Origin of the sequence: Kitasatospora cheerisanensis KCTC 2395 (assembly GCF_000696185.1) — a bacterium.
Lineage (GTDB): Bacteria > Actinomycetota > Actinomycetes > Streptomycetales > Streptomycetaceae > Kitasatospora > Kitasatospora cheerisanensis.
Map to the genome: position 1 here is coordinate 5,521,844 of NZ_KK853997.1, position 19,184 is coordinate 5,541,027.

A 19,184-nucleotide genomic window follows, 5' to 3' on the forward strand; every position below is an offset into this window, starting at 1 on the left:
GATCCTATGCTGTCGAGAAAAGCCTCTAGCGAGTTTCATGGCGGCCCGTACCCCAAACCGACTCAGGTGGTCAGGTAGAGAATACCGAGGCGTTCGGGTGAACTGTGGTTAAGGAACTCGGCAAAATGCCCCCGTAACTTCGGGAGAAGGGGGGCCATTGCTGGTGATGGGACTTGCTCCTTGAGCTGGTGGTGGCCGCAGAGACCAGCGAGAAGCGACTGTTTACTAAAAACACAGGTCCGTGCGAAGCCGTAAGGCGATGTATACGGACTGACGCCTGCCCGGTGCTGGAACGTTAAGGGGACCGGTTAGTCCGACTTCGGTCGGGCGAAGCTGAGAACTTAAGCGCCAGTAAACGGCGGTGGTAACTATAACCATCCTAAGGTAGCGAAATTCCTTGTCGGGTAAGTTCCGACCTGCACGAATGGCGTAACGACTTCTCGACTGTCTCAACCACAGGCCCGGTGAAATTGCATTACGAGTAAAGATGCTCGTTTCGCGCAGCAGGACGGAAAGACCCCGGGACCTTTACTATAGCTTGATATTGGTGTTCGGTTCGGCTTGTGTAGGATAGGTGGGAGACTTTGAAGCAGCAACGCCAGTTGTTGTGGAGTCGCCGTTGAAATACCACTCTGGTCGTGCTGGATGTCTAACCTGGGTCCGTGATCCGGATCAGGGACAGTGTCTGGTGGGTAGTTTAACTGGGGCGGTTGCCTCCTAAAGGGTAACGGAGGCGCCCAAAGGTTCCCTCAGCCTGGTTGGCAATCAGGTGTTGAGTGTAAGTGCACAAGGGAGCTTGACTGTGAGACTGACGGGTCGAGCAGGTACGAAAGTAGGGACTAGTGATCCGGCGGTGGCTTGTGGAAGCGCCGTCGCTCAACGGATAAAAGGTACCCCGGGGATAACAGGCTGATCTTCCCCAAGAGTCCATATCGACGGGATGGTTTGGCACCTCGATGTCGGCTCGTCGCATCCTGGGGCTGGAGTAGGTCCCAAGGGTTGGGCTGTTCGCCCATTAAAGCGGTACGCGAGCTGGGTTTAGAACGTCGTGAGACAGTTCGGTCCCTATCCGCTGTGCGCGTAGGAGTGTTGAGAAGGGCTGTCCCTAGTACGAGAGGACCGGGACGGACGAACCTCTGGTGTGCCAGTTGTCCTGCCAAGGGCATGGCTGGTTGGCTACGTTCGGGAGGGATAACCGCTGAAAGCATCTAAGCGGGAAGCCTGCTTCGAGATGAGCACTCCCACCTCCTTGAGAGGGTAAGGCTCCCAGTAGACGACTGGGTTGATAGGCCGGATATGGAAGCCCTGTGAGGGGTGGAGTTGACCGGTACTAATAGGCCGAGGGCTTGTCCTCAGTTGCTCGCGTCCACTGTGTTGTTCTGAAACAACGACCCCCACGAACAGTGTGGGTGGTGACAGTTTCATAGTGTTTCGGTGGTCATAGCGTGAGGGAAACGCCCGGTTACATTCCGAACCCGGAAGCTAAGCCTCACAGCGCCGATGGTACTGCAGGGGGGACCCTGTGGGAGAGTAGGACGCCGCCGAACAATTTTTCTGGAGAAGCCCCCTGACGGGATGTCAGGGGGCTTTTCTGTTGTTCGGGGACGATTCCGGATAGCCTTCGCCAATGCAGAACCTGACGTTGACCTGGCAAACCTCGGTCGCTGCCTCCGCGGCGCTGTACGGGGCGGCGTTCACCGTCAGGCGGATCGCGGCGAAGCGGGCGGTGGCCGCCACCGGTGCGGAGGCCGGCGAGGGGCCGGGGGAGCGGCGCGGGGCGGGGCGGGTCGCGGCGGACGTGCTGCGCGAGGCCGGGACGCTGCTGGCGCTGTTCGCGCTGTGGCAGGTGGTCGGGCACCTGTCGTTGATGGGCACGGACCACGCGCTGGAGCGGGCGGAGTGGATCCACCGGACGGAGACGGACCTGGGGCTGCCCGACGAAGCGTCCTGGCAGCGGGCCGTGGTGGGACACCCGTGGCTGGCGCAGGCGGCGAACTACTACTACGCGACGATGCACTTCGGCGTGATGCTGGTGGTCCTGCTGTGGCTGTTCCTGCGGCACCGCGAGAGGTACGCGTGGGTGCGGACGACGGTGGTGGCGACCACGGCGGTGTGCCTGCTGATCCAGTTCGTCCCGGTGGCGCCGCCGCGGATGCTGCCGGGGAACGGGTTCATGGACCTGGCGGCGCAGTACGGGCAGTCGGTGTACGGGAACGCGGTCGCGGGGGTGGTCGCGGACCAGCTGTCGGCGATGCCGTCGGTGCACGTCGCGTGGTGCGTGATCACGGCGGTGGCGGTGATCGCGGTGGCCCCGGGGCCGTGGCGGTGGCTGATGGTGCTGCATCCGCTGGTGACGGTGTGGGTGGTCGTGGTGACGGCCAATCACTTCTGGGCGGACGGGGTGGTGGCGCTGGCGATCCTGCTGACCGTGTACCTGGTGCAGGCGGCCGTGACGGGCTGGCGCCGGCCCGAGGCGGAGGCGGGGGCGGACGCGCCCGAGGCGGAGCGGGAGCGCAGCGCGGTGCAGGGCTGACGTCCGAGCGAGTGCGGTGGCGGTTCCGGAGCGGTCCGGTCAGCCGGGCTGGGCGGAGAGCAGGGCGTCGGCGAGGGCGGTGCGGTAGTAGCGGCCGGCGGTGCCGGAACGGGCGCGGGCGACCAGGCGGGCGTCGAGCAGGACGGTGAGGTGGTCGCCGACGGTGGCGGGGCTGAGGCCGGTGAGAGTGGCGAGCTGGCCGGTGTCGCGCGGGCGGTCGAGGCCGGCGAGGAGTTCGGCGCGGGCGCTGCCGAGCAGGCGGCCGAGGCTGGCCGGCGGGGTGTGCGGGGCGGCGACGGGGGCGGCGCAGGTCGGGTAGACGACGGCGACGCGGCCGGCGCCCTGGGCGATCCAGCCGTGCCGGGCGCCGGTGGGGACGAACAGCAGCTCGGCGTCGGGGCGTTCGTCCTCGGGGACGGTGAGCCGGAGGCGGCCGGTGGAGAGCCAGCGGTGCTGCGGGCCGAGGGCGGGGAGGGCGGCGGCCCAGCCGTGCTGTTCGGCGAGGCGGCGGCGGGCGGTGGCGTCGGCGCGGAGGGCGCGCAGCCGGGCGGGCCATTCGGGGTGGACGACGTGCTGCCAGGTCCGGTCGAGGAGTTCGGCGAGGGCGGGGTCCGGGGCGAGGCCGGTGAGGTCGAGCCGGCGCGGGTCGGCGTCCGGGTCCGGCGCGGGGAGGCGCAGTTCGGCGGGCCAGTCGGCGGCGTGGCGTTCGGCGAGCCAGTCGGCGAGGTGCGGGGCGGCGGCGAGGTGCCGGTGGAACGCGGGCTGGTGGGTGGCGAGCCAGGCGCGGCGCCAGGGTTCGGGGCGGATCTCGGCGAGGATGCCGAGGGTGGCGACGGTCTCGACCAGGGGTGAGAACGCAAATCGGCATGCGGCGAGGGTCTCCGTGCTCACCTGCCACTGGCCCATGCGCATCGCCTCCGAACCGAGACCCTAGCAATCGGCCGCCGGGGCAGGAGGGGATTGCGGGATCGGCCGTCGACCGTTCACCTGGTGGTCCGGCGCCCTGGTGCGGGGCCGTAGGGTGAGGACGCGGCCGAAGCCAGTTGCGTTGGCTTCGGCCGCGTCCCTTCGGCCGCGTCCCTTCGGCCGCGTCCCTTCGGCCGCGTCCCTTCGGTCCGGTCCGGTCGGTCAGCCGAGGCGGCGGTGCAGGCCCCAGGTGGTGAGGGCGGCGAGGGCGACCGTGAGGGCGAGGAAGATCGCGGTCTCGATCCACTGGAACGGCCAGTAGCGGTCGGCGGGTTGGTAGTCGACGGCGATGTGCAGGTTCGCGCGGGCCAGGCAGTCCTCGGACGGCAGGTCGTGGGAGCTGTCCCGGCAGGGCTGGGTGCCGAAGGTCAGGGTGCGGTTGTCGCTGTCCTGGACGGGCGAGCTGTCGGAGAGCATCCAGGCGTCGGGCATGTCGATGCCGGCGACGAAGGTGGCGGACGGCCCGTGGGTGCCGGTGAAGCCGAGCGTGCGGGCGGAGTGCAGGGTGTCGGCGTCGAGGGCGACGACCCGGTGGACGGGCTGTTCGAGGTGCGGGCGGACGGCGAGCGGGACGAGTATCTGGACGGCGGCGAAGGCGGCGAGGGTGACGGCCATCGCGGCGACGGTGCGGCGCAGGAACAGGCCGACGCAGGCGCCGAGGGCGACCGCGAACGCGGCGTACCCGAGCGGGACGACGCCGCGGGCAGCGAACAGCAGTGGGGTGAAGCGGTCGTGGCCGATCCGGTCCAGTGGGGAGGCGAACCAGGAGACCAGCAGGCTGAGCAGCCCGGTGACGGCGACGGCGGCGGCGCCGACCAGCAGCAGTTTGACGGTCAGCCAGCGGCCGCGGCCGATGCCCTGGTTCCACACCAGGCGGTGGGTGCCGGTCTCCAGTTCGCGGGCGACCAGCGATGCTCCCCAGAACGCGCCGATCAGCGCGGGGGCGAGCAGGACCAGGACGCAGCCCGTCCAGTAGGGCAGGGAGTAGGTGTCGATCAGCTGGTTCGCGTCGGAGCAGCCGCCGGTGGGGCAGCCGGCGGTCAGCTCGCGGTAGTCGTCCCGGAGGGCGAGCCCGGAGTACAGCAGGTAGGCGGTGGCGGCGGCGAGTGCGGCTGCGGCCACCAGGAACTGGGCGCGGAACTGACGCCAGGTCAGCCAGATCATCGCTGCGGCTCCAGGACGGGTCGGGGGTCGGCGGTGAGGTGGGCGAGGACGAGGTCCTCCAGGCCGAGCGGTTCCATCACCCAGGACGGGTCGTCGACGGCGCGCTCGGCGCGGACCACGAAGGTGCTCTGGCGTTCGGTGTGTTCGGCGTTCACCACGCGCATGCCGGCGGGCAGGGTGTCGGTGTCGCGGCGGGCGGTGGTGAGGCGGAAGTGGGTGGCGAGCAGGTCGTCGATCTCGCCGTCGGCCTGGACCCGGGAGCCGGCCAGCACGATCAGGTGGTCGCAGACCCGTTCCAGGTCGGAGACCAGGTGCGAGGAGAGGACGACGGTGGCCTGCGACTCGGACTCGGCGACGAACTCCATCAGGCTCTGCAGGAAGGCGCGCCGGGCGAGCGGGTCGAGGGCGGCCACCGGTTCGTCCAGCAGCAGCAGTTCGGGCCGTTTGGCGACGGCGAGGGTGAGGGCGAGTTGGGCGCGCTGGCCGCCGGAGAGGCGGCCGGAGCGCTGGGTGGGGTCGAGGCCGAGCTGCCGGACGCGGCGTTCGGCGAGGGCGGCGTCCCAGCGGGGGTTGAGCTTGGCGCCGAGGCGCAGGTGGTCGGCGACGGTGAGGGCGGCGTAGGTCGGGGTGTCCTGGGCGACGAAGCCGACCCGGCCGAGTTGGGCGCCGTCGGCGGCCGGGGGCCGGCCGAACACCTCGACGGTGCCGCTGGTGGGGGTGAGCAGGCCGCAGGCGAGCTGCAGCAGGGTGGACTTGCCGGCGCCGTTGGGGCCGACCAGCCCGACGACGCGTCCGGCGGGGACGGTCAGCGTGCAGTCGGCCAGGGCCGTGCGGCGGCCGTAGCGCTTGGTCAGCGCCCGGGTTTCGACGATCGCGGTCATCGCTCCTCTTCGACGGTGCTTCGGAAGGTCTGCCGGAAGAGGGCCTCGATGGACTCCGGGTCGAGTCCGGCGGCCCGTGCCGAGGCCAGCCAGCGGCGCAACTCCTGCCGCAGCGGCTCGTGTTCGGACGTGGCGGGCTCGCCGAGGGTGCCGGTGACGAAGGTGCCGACACCGGGCTTGGGGGAGACCAGGCCCTCGTTCTCCAGCTGGCGGTAAGCCTTGAGCACGGTGTTGGGGTTGATCGCGACCTTGGCCGCGACGTCCTTGACCTTCGGCAGCCGGTCGCCCTCGTGCAGCAGGCCCAGTCGGAGGGCCTGGCGCACTTGGTGGACCAGTTGCAGGTAAGGGGCGACACCGGACCGGGGCTCGATGTGGAACTCGATCACCACAACCTCATTTATCTAGCTTCCTAGCACTATAGAACTGGCGGCATGATGAGCCGTCAAGTCAAGGAGTCACCAAGGGCGTTGACCGGCGAGGACGCACCCGGACGCGGACATGCCGGGGCCCGGGCGCCGTGGGGGTGGCGTCCGGGCCCCGGGGTGTGCGGTGCGGTTACCTGACCGGGAGTGCGATCCGGCCCCAGCGTCCTTCGGTCAGGGCGGCGGTGGCCCAGTACCAGGCGGCCAGGCCGGAGGCGGCGGCCAGCCAGGCGCCGACCTTGCCGGTGCCGCTGCTGCTGCCCAGGACGCCGACGGCGCCGAGCAGCAGGGAGAGCGTCAGCAGGCCGTACACCAGGCGGGCGAGCAGGCCGGCGCCCCAGGAGGCGGCGGTCAGGGTGAGCGCCAGCAGCGCCCACAGCAGCAGGAACAGGCCGGCGGTGTTCTTGCCGGCCGAGCCGGCCGCCGCCCAGGTCGCCCAGAAGGCGCCGAGGGCGGTGAAGGCGGTGCCGTTGAGGCGGTCGCCGCCGCGGAACTGCCAGAGGCCGGCGACGAACAGCGTCACGCCGCCGACCAGGTGGGCCAGCGCAGCGGCGCCGCCGGACGAGGTGCCGCTGAGGACACCGGTGCCGAGCAGGCCGTACGCGAGCAGGGTGAGACCGAGGGCCAGATGACCGAGCGGACCCGCGTCTGCGGATCGGGCGTTCGCCCCGGAGGCGTCATTGCTCACCGGAGGCTCCTTTCACTCTGCGCCAGGGCATGGCGAGAACACGGTGAAGGGTGGGGTGTGCGAGGTGGTGCCGGGTGCCGGGTCGTGGGCGCACCGGGACGGGTGCGGGCGGCTGCGGCGAGATGAGAGAACCGGTGGCGCGGCCACCGGTCGATGCCCTCCGGGGTGGAAGCCCCCGGCGCTATCGGTCTACCCGGCCCCGCGGCTTTGTACCCTTGTGAATCACCGGGAACGAGCAAGCGTGAGCAAACCGTGACGATGGCCGTCCGGCGGCCTAGTTCTGACGCTGGGTCGGGATTCGGAGCGTCAGGATCGCCATGTCGTCGGAGGGCGGCTCGGGGGCGAAGCGCTCGACCGCGCGGTGCACGCGGGCGGCGACCGCACCCGCGGTCAGGCCCGCACAGCCGGTCAGCACCTCGATCAGGCCGTCGTCGCCGAGCATCCGGCGGCCTTCCCGGCGCTCGGTGACGCCGTCCGTCACGCAGAGCAGCACCTCGCCCGGGGAGAGCACCAACTCCTCGGCGGTCAGTTCGAGTTCGTCCATCACGCCGAGCAGCGGCTGCGGCGAGGCGGCCTGGTCGACCTGTCCGTCGGTGCGCAGCCGCAGCGGCAGCGGGTGGCCGGCGCAGACCAGCGACAGGACGGTCGAGCCGTCCTCACGGGGCGTCAACTCGCCGTACAGCAGCGTCAGGAAGCGGGCCCGGCTGCCCTCGTCGAGGATCGCCGCGTTCAGCCGGGTGAGGACCTGCGGGGCGCTCAGGCCCTCGCGGGCCAGCAGGCGCAGCGAGTTGCGGGCCAGGCCGGTCACCGAGGCGGCCTCGGGGCCGGTGCCGCAGACGTCGCCGATGGCGAAGCCGTAGGTGCCCTCGCGGATCGGGAACAGGTCGTAGAAGTCGCCGCCGACCTCGTTGCCCTCGCCCGCGGCCTGGTAGAACACCTCCACCTCGACGCCCGGGATCTTCGGCAGCTCCGGCGGCAGCAGGGCGCGCTGGAAGGCCTGCGAGGTGGCGGTGCGCTCCGAGTACAGGCGGGAGTTGTCGAGCGCCAGGGCGGCCCGGCGGGACAGGTCCTCGCCGAGTTCCAGGATCTCCTGCCGGAACCGGACGCCCTGCCGGGTGCCGAGCACCAGCAGGCCGATCACCCGGTTGCGGGCGGACAGCGGCAGCACCACCGTCTCGCCGAGCAGGCCGGCCAGTTCGGGGCTGTCGGCGGTGCCCAGCGAGCGGGCGGTGTCGGCGGGCGCCGTCCAGTTCCGGGCGCCGGGGCTGTGCACCGCCTCCGGGGCGGGGGCCTTGTCGAGCAGGGCGCGCAGCGCGTCGATCCGGTCCTCGTCCTCGTGCAGCACGAACGCGAGGTCGGCGCCGGCCGCGGCGTCCGCGGTGGTGTAGACGGCGCACCAGGAGGCCAGGGTGGGGATCGCCATCTGCGCCATCAGGGCGAGCGTCTGCTCGTGCTCCAGGGTGCCGGCGAGCAGGTCGGAGGCCTCCACCAGGAAGGACAGCGAGCCGCGCCGCAGCCGCTCCAGCTCGCCGAGCCGGGCGCTCTCCAGGGCCAGCGCGATCCGGTCGGCGGCGAACTGCAGGCGCAGCGCGTCCTCGTTGTCGTAGCGGCCGGGCGGGGCGGCGGCCACCCCGAGCGAGCCGGTCAGGCGGCCCTCGACCTTCAGCGGGACGGTGATCAGCGAGCGCAGGTCGGTGCCGGCCAGCAGCGGCGCGGCGCCGGGCCGCACCGCGAGGTCCTCGTGGACGGCGGGCAGCCGGGCCGAGTCGAAGCGGCCCGCGCCGTCGATCGGCAGCCGGGCGAAGCGGCGGGCCGGGCCGGCCAGACCGGTGGCGGCGCGCAGTTCGAACTCGGTCTCGTCCTCGCTGGTGAGCATCAGGTAGGCGGCGTCCGCGTCGAGCAGGTCGCGGGCCCGCTCGACGATCCGCTGCAGCAGGCTGGACAGGTCGTCCGGGGAGACCGGGCCGACCAGCAGGTCGAGCGGTTCGACGGCGGTGGTGGCGGCCTCGGCGGACGCGGCGGTGCCCGGGGTGCGCAGCACGGCCCGGTCGGAGGCGCGGACCAGCAGGCAGAGCACGACCGGCGCGCCCTCGCTGTCGCGCAGCCGCACGTGCGTGCCGTACACCTCGCGGGCGGCGCCGTCGCCGCCGCGCACCGTGTAGCCGCCCTCCCAGCGGGCCAGCCGCAGGGTGTCGCCGAGGCCGAGGCCGGGGGTCTGCGGCCAGACCGCGAGTTCTGCCCAGGGGCGGCCGAACACGGCGTCGGCGGGGCGGTGGAAGAGCGATTCGGCGTCGGCGTTCCAGTGCCGGATCCGGCCGTGGTCGTCGAGCTGGACGACGGCGACCCGCACCGGCCCGTCCGCGGCGGGCAGTTCGCCGCCGGGCAGGCTGGGCAGCGCGTACCGGGTGCCGACCTGCGGCTCGGGCAGGGCGAGCCGGAACCAGACGGTCTTCCGGCCGGCCGCGTACTCGACGCCCCAACTGCTGGACAGCGCCGAGCACATCAGCAGGCCGCGGCCGCCCTCGCCGTCCGGGTCGGCGTACCGGTCCGAGTTCAGCGTCACGTTGGCGAAGGAGGGCAGGCCGCGCTCCGGGTGCCGGTCGGTGACCTCGATCCGGACGGTGTCCTCCTCGCGCAGGCAGGCCACCTCGGCGGCCGTCCCGGCGTGCACCACGGCGTTCGTGACCAGTTCGCTGACCAGCACCACGGCGTCGTCCACCACCTCGGGCAGGTCCCACCCGAGCAGGGCGTCCCGGACGAAGCCGCGGGCCGCGGCGGCCGACCGGTCGACCGGTTCGAAGGTGGCGGCTGCGCGCGCGGTGACCACGGCCACGTCTCCTCTGCTGCTGGTACGGCGGGTGGGGACCTGCGGCGGGGCGGGGCGGGGTCGCCTCGGCCCGGTGCGGCCCTCCACCCTACTTTCCGGTTGGTACCCCGCGGGGGCGGGGAGCCGAAACAGGCCCCTGGGGGTGATTTCCTTCACGACTTTCCCTGCTCGTGCCCCGGTCACCCCGGAAAACCCTCGGCAACCGGTCCGACACCGGGTGCCAGTGCTGTCACACTGGGGGGTCCGCGTGCCGTCACCACCGCAGTACGGTCGAGGGGACGGCGCGGCAGCGGCGGGCCGTTCGCCGGCCCTTCTGCCGCAGTGACAGTCAGGACCTGGGAGGGCCCCGTTGAGTTCGGCGACCAAGGACGTGTCCGGTACCACGACGGCCGCTGCGCGCGGCACGCGGTCGGCTCCGCCCTCGCGGGCCGGCGGCCGGCGCCAGGGCCCGGGGCGCGGGGCGGAGCCCGCCGAGCTGCGCAAGCTGCTCGCCGCGCTGACCGCGATGCGCGACGGCAACTTCCGCCGCCGGCTGACCTTCCCGGGCGACGGCCTGCTGGCCGAGATCGCCGCGGTGTTCAACGAGGTCGCCGAGCGCAACCAGCACCTCACCGGTGAACTCGCCCGGGTGCGGCGGGCGGTGGGCCGCGAGGGCCGGCTGTCCGAGCGGCTGGAGACCGGCGTCGGCGAGGGCGCCTGGATGGCCGCCGTCGACAACTGCAACGCGCTGATCGACGACCTGGCCCGGCCGATGGCCGAGGTCGGCCGGGTGCTCTCCTCGATCGCCGAGGGCGACCTGACGCAGACCATGGAGCTGCGCTCGGTGCACACCACCGGCGCCAGCTACCCGCTGCGCGGCGAGTTCCTGAAGGTCGGCCGCACCGTCAACGGACTGGTCGACCAGCTCAGCGAGTTCACCGAGCAGGTGACCCGGGTGGCGATCGAGGTCGGCACCGAGGGCAAGCTCGGCGGGCAGGCCCGGGTGCGCAGCGTCTCCGGCTCCTGGAAGGACCTCGCGGACTCGGTCAACACCATGGCCGGCCGGCTGACCGCGCAGGTCCGCAACATCGCCGAGGTGACCACCGCGGTGGCCCGCGGCGACCTGTCGCGCAAGGTCACCGTCGACGTCGACGGCGAGATGCTGGAGCTGAAGAACACCGTCAACATCATGGTGGACCAGCTCAACTCCTTCGCCGCGCAGGTCACCACGGTGGCCCGCGACGTGGGCACCGAGGGCCGGCTGGGCGGTCAGGCGCAGGTGTCGGGGGTGGCCGGCGTGTGGCGCGACCTCACCGACTCGGTGAACTTCATGGCGGCCAACCTGACCGCGCAGGTCCGCAACATCGCCGAGGTGACCACCGCGGTCGCCAAGGGCGACCTGTCGCGCAAGATCGAGGTCGACGCCCGCGGCGAGATCCTCGAACTCAAGAACACCATCAACACCATGGTCGACCAGCTGTCCGGCTTCGCCGAGCAGGTGACCCGGGTGGCGCGCGCGGTCGGCACCGAGGGCATCCTCGGCGGGCAGGCCCAGGTGCCGGGCGTGGCCGGCGTCTGGAAGGACCTCACCGAGAACGTCAACTCGATGGCGAACAACCTCACTTCGCAGGTCCGCAACATCGCCCAGGTGACCACCGCGGTCGCCAAGGGCGACCTGTCGCAGAAGATCCAGGTCGACGCGCGCGGCGAGATCCTGGAGCTGAAGAACACCATCAACACCATGGTCGACCAGCTCTCGGCGTTCGCGGACGAGGTCACCCGGGTCGCCCGGGACGTCGGCACCGAGGGCATCCTCGGCGGCCAGGCCAGCGTGCCCGGGGTGTCCGGCACCTGGAAGGACCTCACCAACTCGGTGAACCTGATGGCCAACAACCTGACCAGCCAGGTGCGTTCGATCGCCGAGGTGACCACCGCGGTGGCCCGCGGCGACGTCTCCAAGAAGATCACCGTCGACGCGAAGGGCGAGATCCGCGAACTCGTCACCACCGTCAACACCATGGTCGAGCAGCTGTCCGCGTTCGCCGACGAGGTCACCCGGGTGGCCCGCGAGGTCGGCACCGACGGCATCCTGGGCGGCCAGGCCCGGGTCTCCGGCGTCTCCGGCATCTGGCGCGACCTGACCGACAACGTCAACCTGATGGCGTCCAACCTCACCTCCCAGGTGCGGAACATCGCCGAGGTGGCGTCCGCGGTGGCCCGCGGCGACCTGTCGAAGAAGATCGCCATCGACGCGGCCGGCGAGGTCGCGGCGCTCGCCGACACCCTGAACACCATGGTCGACCAGCTCTCGGCGTTCGCCGTCGAAGTGACCCGCGTCGCCCGCGAGGTGGGCACTGACGGCATCCTGGGCGGCCAGGCCGGAGTGCCGGGCGTGGCCGGCATCTGGAAGGACCTGACCGAGAACGTCAACCTGATGGCCAACAACCTCACCGGCCAGGTCCGCAACATCGCGCTGGTGATCACCGCCGTCGCCCGCGGCGACCTCTCGCAGAAGATCGACGTGGACGCCCGGGGCGAGATCCTGGAGCTCAAGACCAGCATCAACACCATGGTCGACCAGCTCTCCGCCTTCGCCGACGAGGTCACCCGCGTCGCCCGCGAGGTCGGCACCGACGGCCGCCTCGGCGGCCAGGCCCGCGTCCCCGGCGTGGCCGGCACCTGGCAGGACCTCACCGAGTCGGTGAACGAGCTCGCCAACAACCTGACCCGGCAGGTGCGCGCGATCGCCCAGGTCGCCACCGCCGTCACCAGGGGCGACCTGTCGCCCCGCATCAACGTGGACGCGTCCGGCGAGCTCGACGAGCTCAAGGACAACATCAACCAGATGATCGCCAACCTGCGCGAGACCACCCGGACCAACAAGGAACAGGACTGGCTGAAGTCCAACCTGGCCCGGATGTCCGGTCTGCTGCAGGGCCGCCGCGACCTGTCCGCCGTCGCCTCGCTGATCATGAGCGAGCTCACCCCGGTGGTCTCCGCCCAGCACGGCGCGTTCTTCCTCGCCCAGCCGGCCGGCCGCACCGCCGAACTCGTCACCGAGGACGACGACGAGAACGACATCGTGCTGCGCCTGATCGGCTCCTACGGCTACCACCGGCGCACCATGCCGACCACCTTCCGGCTCGGCGAGGGCCTGATCGGGCAGGCCGCCGTGGAGAAGCGGCCGATCGTGCTGAAGGAGACCCCGCCCGGCTACCTGAAGATCTCCTCCGGCCTGGGCGAGTCCTCCCCGGCGCACGTCGTGGTGATGCCGGTGCTGTTCGAGGACCGGCTGCTCGGCGTGATCGAACTCGCCACCTTCTCCAGCTTCACCACCGTCGCGCTGGACTTCCTGATCCAGATCGCCGACCAGATCGGCGTCACCGTCAACACCATCTCGGTCAACACCAAGACCGAGGGCCTGCTGCTGGAGTCCCAGCGCCTGACCGCCGAGCTGTCCATGCGCTCCGCCGAACTCGAGGCCCGGCAGGAGGAGTTGGAGCGCACCAACGAGGAGCTGCAGGAGAAGGCCGAGCAGCTCGCCCAGCAGAACCGCGACATCGAGATCAAGAACAGCGAGATCGAGGAGGCGCGGCAGATCCTGGAGGAGCGCGCCGAACAGCTCGCGCTCGCCTCGCGCTACAAGAGCGAGTTCCTCGCCAACATGTCGCACGAGCTGCGCACCCCGCTCAACTCGCTGCTGATCCTGGCCAAGCTGCTCTCCGACAACAACGAGGGCAACCTGTCCGCCAAGCAGGTCGAGTTCGCCGAGACCATCCACGGCGCGGGCAGCGACCTGCTCCAGCTGATCAACGACATCCTCGACCTGTCCAAGGTCGAGGCCGGCAAGATGGACGTCCGCCCGGCCCGGATCGCCCTGGTCCAGCTGGTCGACTACGTGGAGGCCGCGTTCCGGCCGCTCACCGCCGAGAAGAACCTGGACTTCGCGGTCCGGGTCTCCCCGGACCTGCCGGTCACCCTGCACACCGACGAGCAGCGCCTCCAGCAGGTGCTGCGCAACCTGCTCTCCAACGCGGTGAAGTTCACCGACGCCGGCGCGGTCGAGCTGATGATCCGCCCGGTGTCCGGCCCGGAGACCCCCCAGCACGTGCGCGAGCAGCTGCTGGAGACCGGAACCATCGCCGACCCCGACGAGCAGCTGATCGCCTTCTCGGTCTCCGACACCGGCATCGGCATCCCCGGCAACAAGCTGCGGGAGATCTTCGAGGCGTTCAAGCAGGCCGACGGCGGCACCAGCCGCAAGTACGGGGGCACCGGCCTCGGCCTGTCCATCAGCCGGGAGATCGCCCGGCTGCTCGGCGGCGAGATCCACGTGGCCTCCGAACTCGGCGCCGGCTCCACCTTCACCCTCTACCTGCCGCTGCGCAGCGAGGGCCCCGAGCCGGTCGCGCTGGAGCGCGGGGCCGCCCCGCGCGCCCTGGAGCCCTCCCGCACGCCCGCCGAGCAGTGGACGCAGGAGGCCCGCGGCCTGGTCGAGGAGCGCCGCCGCTCCACCGTCGAGCGCCGCCGCGCCGCCCGCCCCGACGACACCCTCCGCCCGGCCGAGGACACCATCCCGCGCCAGGGCGAGCCGCTGCGCTCCGGCGCCGCCACCGCTGCCCGCTTCGACGGCGAGCGGGTGCTGATCGTCGACGACGACATCCGCAACGTGTTCGCCCTGACCAGCGTGCTGGAGCAGTACGGCCTGACCGTGCTGTACGCCGAGAACGGCCGCGAGGGCATCGAGATGCTCGAACAGCACGAGGACGTCGCCCTGGTGCTGATGGACATCATGATGCCCGAGCTGGACGGCTACGCGACCACCGAGCAGATCCGCCGGATGCCCCGGTTCTCCGGGCTGCCGATCATCGCGCTGACCGCCAAGGCGATGAAGGGCGACCGGGAGAAGAGCCTGCAGGCCGGAGCCACCGACCACATCACCAAGCCGGTGGAGACCGACCACCTGCTGGCGGTGATGCGCCAGCACCTGCCCGTCAGGTAACCGCCGCCCGACGGGGCCGCCCACGCTGGCGGCCCCGGGCGGGAACCCGGTAAGGTCACCCGTCGTTGCCAACAGTGACCGGACGGTGACGCCCGGCACCGGGCCTGTGGCAGGCAAGGGGGTACGGCTAGCATGACCGGGGCAGTGATGGGCGGCACGAAGGTGCCCGCCCTCGGGAAACAACCGGCAGGAGGGCGGGTCCTGGTGCAGAAGGCGAAGATCCTCCTGGTCGACGACCGTCCGGAGAACCTGCTCGCCCTGGAGGCGATCCTCTCCGCGCTCGACCAGACGCTGGTGCGCGCCTCCTCCGGCGAGGAGGCGCTCAAGGCGCTCCTCACCGACGATTTCGCGGTCATCCTGCTGGACGTCCAGATGCCCGGCATGGACGGCTTCGAGACCGCCGCGCACATCAAGCGCCGCGAGCGGACCAGGGACATTCCGATCATCTTCCTGACCGCGATCAACCACGGTCCGCACCACACCTTCCGCGGCTACGCGGCAGGCGCGGTCGACTACATCTCGAAGCCCTTCGACCCGTGGGTGCTGCGGGCCAAGGTCTCCGTCTTCGTCGACCTCTATGTGAAGAACACCCAGCTCAAGGAGCAGGCCGCGCTGCTGCGCCTGCAACTGGAGGCGGGCGAGGAGCCGGCCGCCATCGGCGGCGCGCTGCTCGGCGAGCTGTCGGCTCGGCTGGCCGCCGTCGAGGAGCAGGCCGAGGCGCTCACCAAGCAGCTCGACGCCACCGCGGACAGCGCCGGAGCCGCCGCGACCGCCGCGCACCTGGAGCGCAAACTCGCGGGCCTGCGCCGGGCCCTGGACGCCCTGCGCCCCGGCGCGAGCTGACCGACCGTCAGCGTCGCCCGTGCGGGTGGTTCACGGGCCGCTGACGGCGCGTCTGCGGCGCAACCCGCCGAAGTGCGCCCGCGCATGTCCGGGGCCGGGGTGCGCCGGTAGGCTGCCTCCCATGGCCACACGATCGCCCGGAAGCGCCGCCGCACGCACCAGCAAGCCCGGGCCGGCCAAGAAGACACCCGCGAAGAAGGCCGCCCCCGCCAGACCGGCGGCCAAACCCGCCGCCAAGAAGGCCCCAGCGAAGAAGGCCCCGGCCAAGAAGGCGGCTGCCGCGCCCGCACCGCCGCCGCCGCCGCGGCCGATACTCTTCCGCGCCGTCCGCGCGGTCTGGCTGGGCGTGGCGCACTCCGTCGGCGCGGTGTTCCGCAGCTACGGGCGCGGCGCCCGCAACCTGCACCCCGAGCACCGCAAGGACGGCGTGGCGCTCCTGCTGCTGGCGCTCACCCTGGTCACCGCGGCCGGCACCTGGTTCAGCCCACAGGGCTGGCTCGGCGAGGCCGCCACCAACGTGGTCTCCGGGCTCTTCGGCCGGCTCGACGTCCTGGTGCCGCTGCTGCTGGGCGCCGTCGCCGTCCGGCTGATGCGCCACCCCGAGGTGCCGGAGGCCAACGGCCGGATAGTGATCGGCCTGACCACCCTGGTGGTCGGCGTGCTCGGCCTGGTCCACATCGGCTGCGGAGCCCCCGCGATGGGCACCGGCGCCACCCGGATCCGGCAGGCCGGCGGCCTGATCGGCTGGGCCGCGTCCACCCCGATGATGGCCGCCGCCGGCCCGCCGCTGGCCGTCCCGCTGCTCCTGCTGCTCGCCTTCTTCGGCCTGCTGGTGGTCACCGCCACCCCCGTCAACCGGATCCCGCAGCGGCTGCGCCTGCTGGGCGTCCGGCTCGGCGTGGTCGAGCCGCTGCCCGGCGAGTTCGAGGACGGCGAGCCCGGCGCGGAGGACCGCGAGTACTCCACCGCCCCGCCGGAGGACGCCGACCCGGACGCGCTGCCGATCACCATCGAGGGCGACGAGCTGTCCGCCCGCCGCAAGCGCCGCAGCCGCAAGCCCGCCGCCGAGCCGGACGAGCCGGTCTCGTTCGAGAAGGACCCGTACCAGACCCGTGACCTGGCCGCCGCGGCTGCCGCCGACCTGGTGGACGGCGCGCTGCTGTTCGGCGTGGCCGGCTCGCCCGACCTGGCCAGTGCGATCGGCCAGGTCAAGGACAACACCGCGCCCCCCGAGGAGGCGTGGATGCCCGAGGTGCCCGCCGCCCGGGCCGCCGACGCCGCCCCCGAGGGCCACGGCGAGGCCCCCGCCCGGATGGAACAGCTCCAGCTGTCCGGCGACATCACCTACTCCCTGCCGTCCCTGGACCTGCTGGAGCGCGGCGCCCCCGCCAAGGCCCGCTCCCAGCTCAACGACGACGTGGTCGCCCAGCTCTCCGGCGTGTTCGCCGAGTTCAAGGTCGACGCCAAGGTCACCGGCTTCACCCGCGGCCCGACGGTCACCCGCTACGAGGTCGAGCTCGGCCCCGCCGTGAAGGTCGAGCGGATCACCGCGCTGGCGAAGAACATCGCCTACGCGGTGGCCACCCCCGACGTCCGGATCATCTCGCCGATCCCCGGCAAGTCCGCGGTCGGCGTGGAGATCCCCAACCGGGACCGCGAGATGGTCACCCTCGGCGACCTGCTGCGTTCGCGCACCGCCGCCGAGGACGGCCACCCGATGGTGGTCGGCATGGGCAAGGACGTCGAGGGCCACACCGTGATGGCCAACCTGGCGAAGATGCCGCACGTGCTGGTGGCCGGCGCCACCGGCGCGGGCAAGTCCTCCTGCATCAACTGCCTGATCACCTCGGTGCTGGTGCGCGCCACCCCCGACGAGGTCCGGATGGTGCTGGTCGACCCCAAGCGGGTCGAGCTGACCGCGTACGAGGGCATCCCGCACCTGATCACGCCGATCATCACCAACCCGAAGAAGGCCGCCGAGGCCCTCCAGTGGGTGGTCCGCGAGATGGACATGCGCTACGACGACCTGGCGGCCTACGGCTTCCGGCACGTCGACGACTTCAACGCCGCGGTCCGGGCCGGCACCGTCCAGCCGCCGCTCGGCAGCGAACGGGAACTGACGCCCTATCCGTACCTGCTGGTGATCGTCGACGAGCTGGCCGACCTGATGATGGTCGCCCCGCGCGACGTCGAGGACTCGGTGGTCCGGATCACCCAGCTCGCCCGCGCCGCCGGCATCCACCTGGTGCTGGCCACCCAGCGCCCCTCGGTGGACGTCGTCACCGGCCTGATCAAGGCCAACGTGCCGTCCCGGCTGGCGTTCGCCACCTCGGCGATGGCCGACTCCCGGGTCATCCTCGACCAGCCCGGCGCGGAGAAGCTGATCGGCAAGGGCGACGCGCTGTTCCTGCCGATGGGCGCCTCCAAGCCGGTCCGCATGCAGGGTGCGTTCGTCACCGAGGCCGAGATCGCCAAGATCGTCCAGCACTGCAAGGACCAGCTGACGGCCCGCTACCGGGACGACGTGGTGGTCGGCACCGGCCCGAAGAAGGAGATCGACGAGGAGATCGGCGACGACCTCGACCTGCTGGTCCAGGCCGTCGAACTGGTCGTCACCACCCAGTTCGGCTCCACCTCGATGCTCCAGCGCAAGCTGCGGGTCGGCTTCGCCAAGGCCGGCCGGCTGATGGACCTGATGGAGTCCCGCGGCATCGTCGGCCCCAGCGAGGGCTCCAAGGCCCGCGACGTGCTGGTCAAGCCCGACGAACTGGACGGTGTGCTGATCACCCTGCGGGGGTAGGCGAGGGGCGGTCCCCGCCGGCCGGAAGGCGCGGTGACCGCCCGTCAACTTCTGTAGCGGGACTGTGGCACGTTCGGGCCCCCTCCGGTTGAGAAACGTTACGGCACCACCCCTAGACTGGTTCCTCAGCAGGTGGCCTCCGCTCGAAAGGCGTGCCCAGTGACCATCGGCAAGTCCCCCCGCCGCTCCGCCCCCGGCTCCTCCGCGTCCGCCTCCTTCGACATGGAGCGCCTCGCGGAGCCCAGCCACGCCACCGACGGGCCGAGCATCGGGCGGCTGCTCGCCAGGGCCCGGCTCGACGCCGACCTGACGGTCGACCAGGTCAGCACCCGCACCCGGATCCGGGTCCCGATCGTGCACGCCATCGAGGCCGACGACTTCGAGCGCTGCGGCGGCGCCTTCTACGCCCGCGGCCACCTCCGCCTGCTGGCCCGCGAGGTCGGCCTCGACGGCGAGGCGCTGGTCGCCCGCTACGACGCCGAGCACGGCGGCGCCGCCGCCCCGCCCGCCAGCCGGCTGCTCGACACCGCGCCGATCAAGGTCAAGGACCACCGCCGCCCGAACTGGACGGCGCCGATGGTCGCCGCGATCCTCGCGGTGGTCGTGCTGATCGGCTACAACCTGGTCGGCTCCTCGTCCTCCGCCGACGGCCCCGGTGCGGCCAGCGCCCCGCTGCCCTCCGGCGTCTCCGCCCCGGCGACCACGGCGCCCTCCGCGCAGCCGCCCGCCCCCGAGGCGAGCGCCGGCGCGATCGCCGCCGCCCCCGCCGACAAGGTCACCGTCAAGCTGGTGGCCGGCGCCGAGAAGAGCTGGGTGACCGCGAAGGACAGCGCCGGCAATTCGCTGTTCTCCAACAACCTCGAAGCCGGCCAGGACCAGACCTTCACCGACCCGAAGAAGATCAGTCTGGTGATCGGCAACGCCGGGGCCGTGCACCTGTTCGTCAACGGCAAGGACCTCGGTCCGGCCGGTCAGGACGGCCAGGTCGTGCACCTCACCTACACCCCGGGCGACCCGCAGGCGGGCTGATCCGGCCCCGAGAACCACGCGCGTGCCCTCCGGGGGGAACTCCACCGGGG

At 71.6% G+C, this 19,184-nt stretch carries 11 protein-coding genes, 1 rRNA gene and 2 other annotated features; of the genes, 6 read left to right on the plus strand and 6 right to left on the minus strand.

Annotation, left to right across the window (positions count from 1 at the left end; genetic code table 11):
- Nucleotides 1-92: 92 nt before the first annotated feature.
- Nucleotides 93-464: a sequence feature (23S ribosomal RNA rRNA prediction is too short), on the plus strand.
- 10 nt (nucleotides 465-474) lie between these two features.
- Nucleotides 475-1,342: a sequence feature (23S ribosomal RNA rRNA prediction is too short), on the plus strand.
- An 88-nt stretch (nucleotides 1,343-1,430) separates the two neighbouring features.
- Nucleotides 1,431-1,547, plus strand: a 5S ribosomal RNA gene (gene rrf / locus KCH_RS25115).
- Nucleotides 1,548-1,627: 80 nt separating this feature from the next.
- Nucleotides 1,628-2,533, plus strand: a complete 906-nt coding sequence (locus tag KCH_RS46165; protein WP_035866714.1) for a phosphatase PAP2 family protein — start codon at nucleotides 1,628-1,630, stop codon at nucleotides 2,531-2,533.
- Between the two features lie 39 nt (nucleotides 2,534-2,572).
- On the opposite strand, the gene KCH_RS25125 is transcribed toward KCH_RS46165, so the two are convergent.
- From KCH_RS25125 to KCH_RS25150, 6 genes are all read right to left on the minus strand, one after another.
- Nucleotides 2,573-3,439: a winged helix-turn-helix domain-containing protein gene (locus KCH_RS25125; RefSeq protein ID WP_035866718.1), complete on the minus strand. Its 867-nt coding sequence runs from the start codon at nucleotides 3,437-3,439 to the stop codon at nucleotides 2,573-2,575.
- Nucleotides 3,440-3,661: 222 nt separating this feature from the next.
- Nucleotides 3,662-4,663 (minus strand): ABC transporter permease, encoded by a 1,002-nt coding sequence (locus tag KCH_RS25130; RefSeq protein WP_035866720.1) that lies wholly within the window; start codon nucleotides 4,661-4,663, stop codon nucleotides 3,662-3,664.
- Complete coding sequence (locus KCH_RS25135; protein WP_035866722.1) at nucleotides 4,660-5,544, minus strand: ABC transporter ATP-binding protein; 885 nt, start codon at nucleotides 5,542-5,544, stop codon at nucleotides 4,660-4,662. Before KCH_RS25135 ends, KCH_RS25130 begins: the two co-directional genes overlap by 4 nt.
- Complete coding sequence (locus tag KCH_RS25140; RefSeq protein WP_035873592.1) at nucleotides 5,541-5,930, minus strand: GntR family transcriptional regulator; 390 nt, start codon at nucleotides 5,928-5,930, stop codon at nucleotides 5,541-5,543. The genes KCH_RS25135 and KCH_RS25140 overlap by 4 nt, the downstream gene beginning before the upstream one ends.
- Nucleotides 5,931-6,099: 169 nt before the next feature.
- Complete coding sequence (locus tag KCH_RS25145) at nucleotides 6,100-6,654, minus strand: GPR1/FUN34/YaaH family transporter (protein ID WP_035866724.1); 555 nt, start codon at nucleotides 6,652-6,654, stop codon at nucleotides 6,100-6,102.
- 274 nt (nucleotides 6,655-6,928) lie between these two features.
- The gene (locus KCH_RS25150) at nucleotides 6,929-9,481 is read right to left on the minus strand and encodes a SpoIIE family protein phosphatase (protein WP_035873594.1); all 2,553 of its coding nucleotides are present in this window, start codon (nucleotides 9,479-9,481) and stop codon (nucleotides 6,929-6,931) included.
- 505 nt (nucleotides 9,482-9,986) lie between these two features.
- Here KCH_RS25150 and KCH_RS25155 point away from each other — a divergent pair.
- The 4 genes from KCH_RS25155 (at nucleotide 9,987) to KCH_RS25170 (ending at nucleotide 19,134) form a co-directional block, all read left to right on the plus strand.
- Nucleotides 9,987-14,462 (plus strand): HAMP domain-containing protein, encoded by a 4,476-nt coding sequence (locus KCH_RS25155; RefSeq protein ID WP_051654036.1) that lies wholly within the window; start codon nucleotides 9,987-9,989, stop codon nucleotides 14,460-14,462.
- Nucleotides 14,463-14,663: 201 nt separating this feature from the next.
- Entirely contained in the window at nucleotides 14,664-15,305 is a 642-nt protein-coding gene (locus tag KCH_RS25160; RefSeq protein ID WP_035873598.1) for a response regulator, read from the plus strand.
- A 121-nt stretch (nucleotides 15,306-15,426) separates the two neighbouring features.
- A complete protein-coding gene (locus tag KCH_RS25165; RefSeq protein ID WP_035866726.1) occupies nucleotides 15,427-18,105 on the plus strand; it encodes a DNA translocase FtsK in 2,679 nt (892 codons plus the stop codon).
- A gap of 159 nt (nucleotides 18,106-18,264) precedes the next feature.
- The gene (locus KCH_RS25170) at nucleotides 18,265-19,134 is read left to right on the plus strand and encodes a helix-turn-helix domain-containing protein (protein WP_244305424.1); all 870 of its coding nucleotides are present in this window, start codon (nucleotides 18,265-18,267) and stop codon (nucleotides 19,132-19,134) included.
- Nucleotides 19,135-19,184 lie beyond the last annotated feature (50 nt).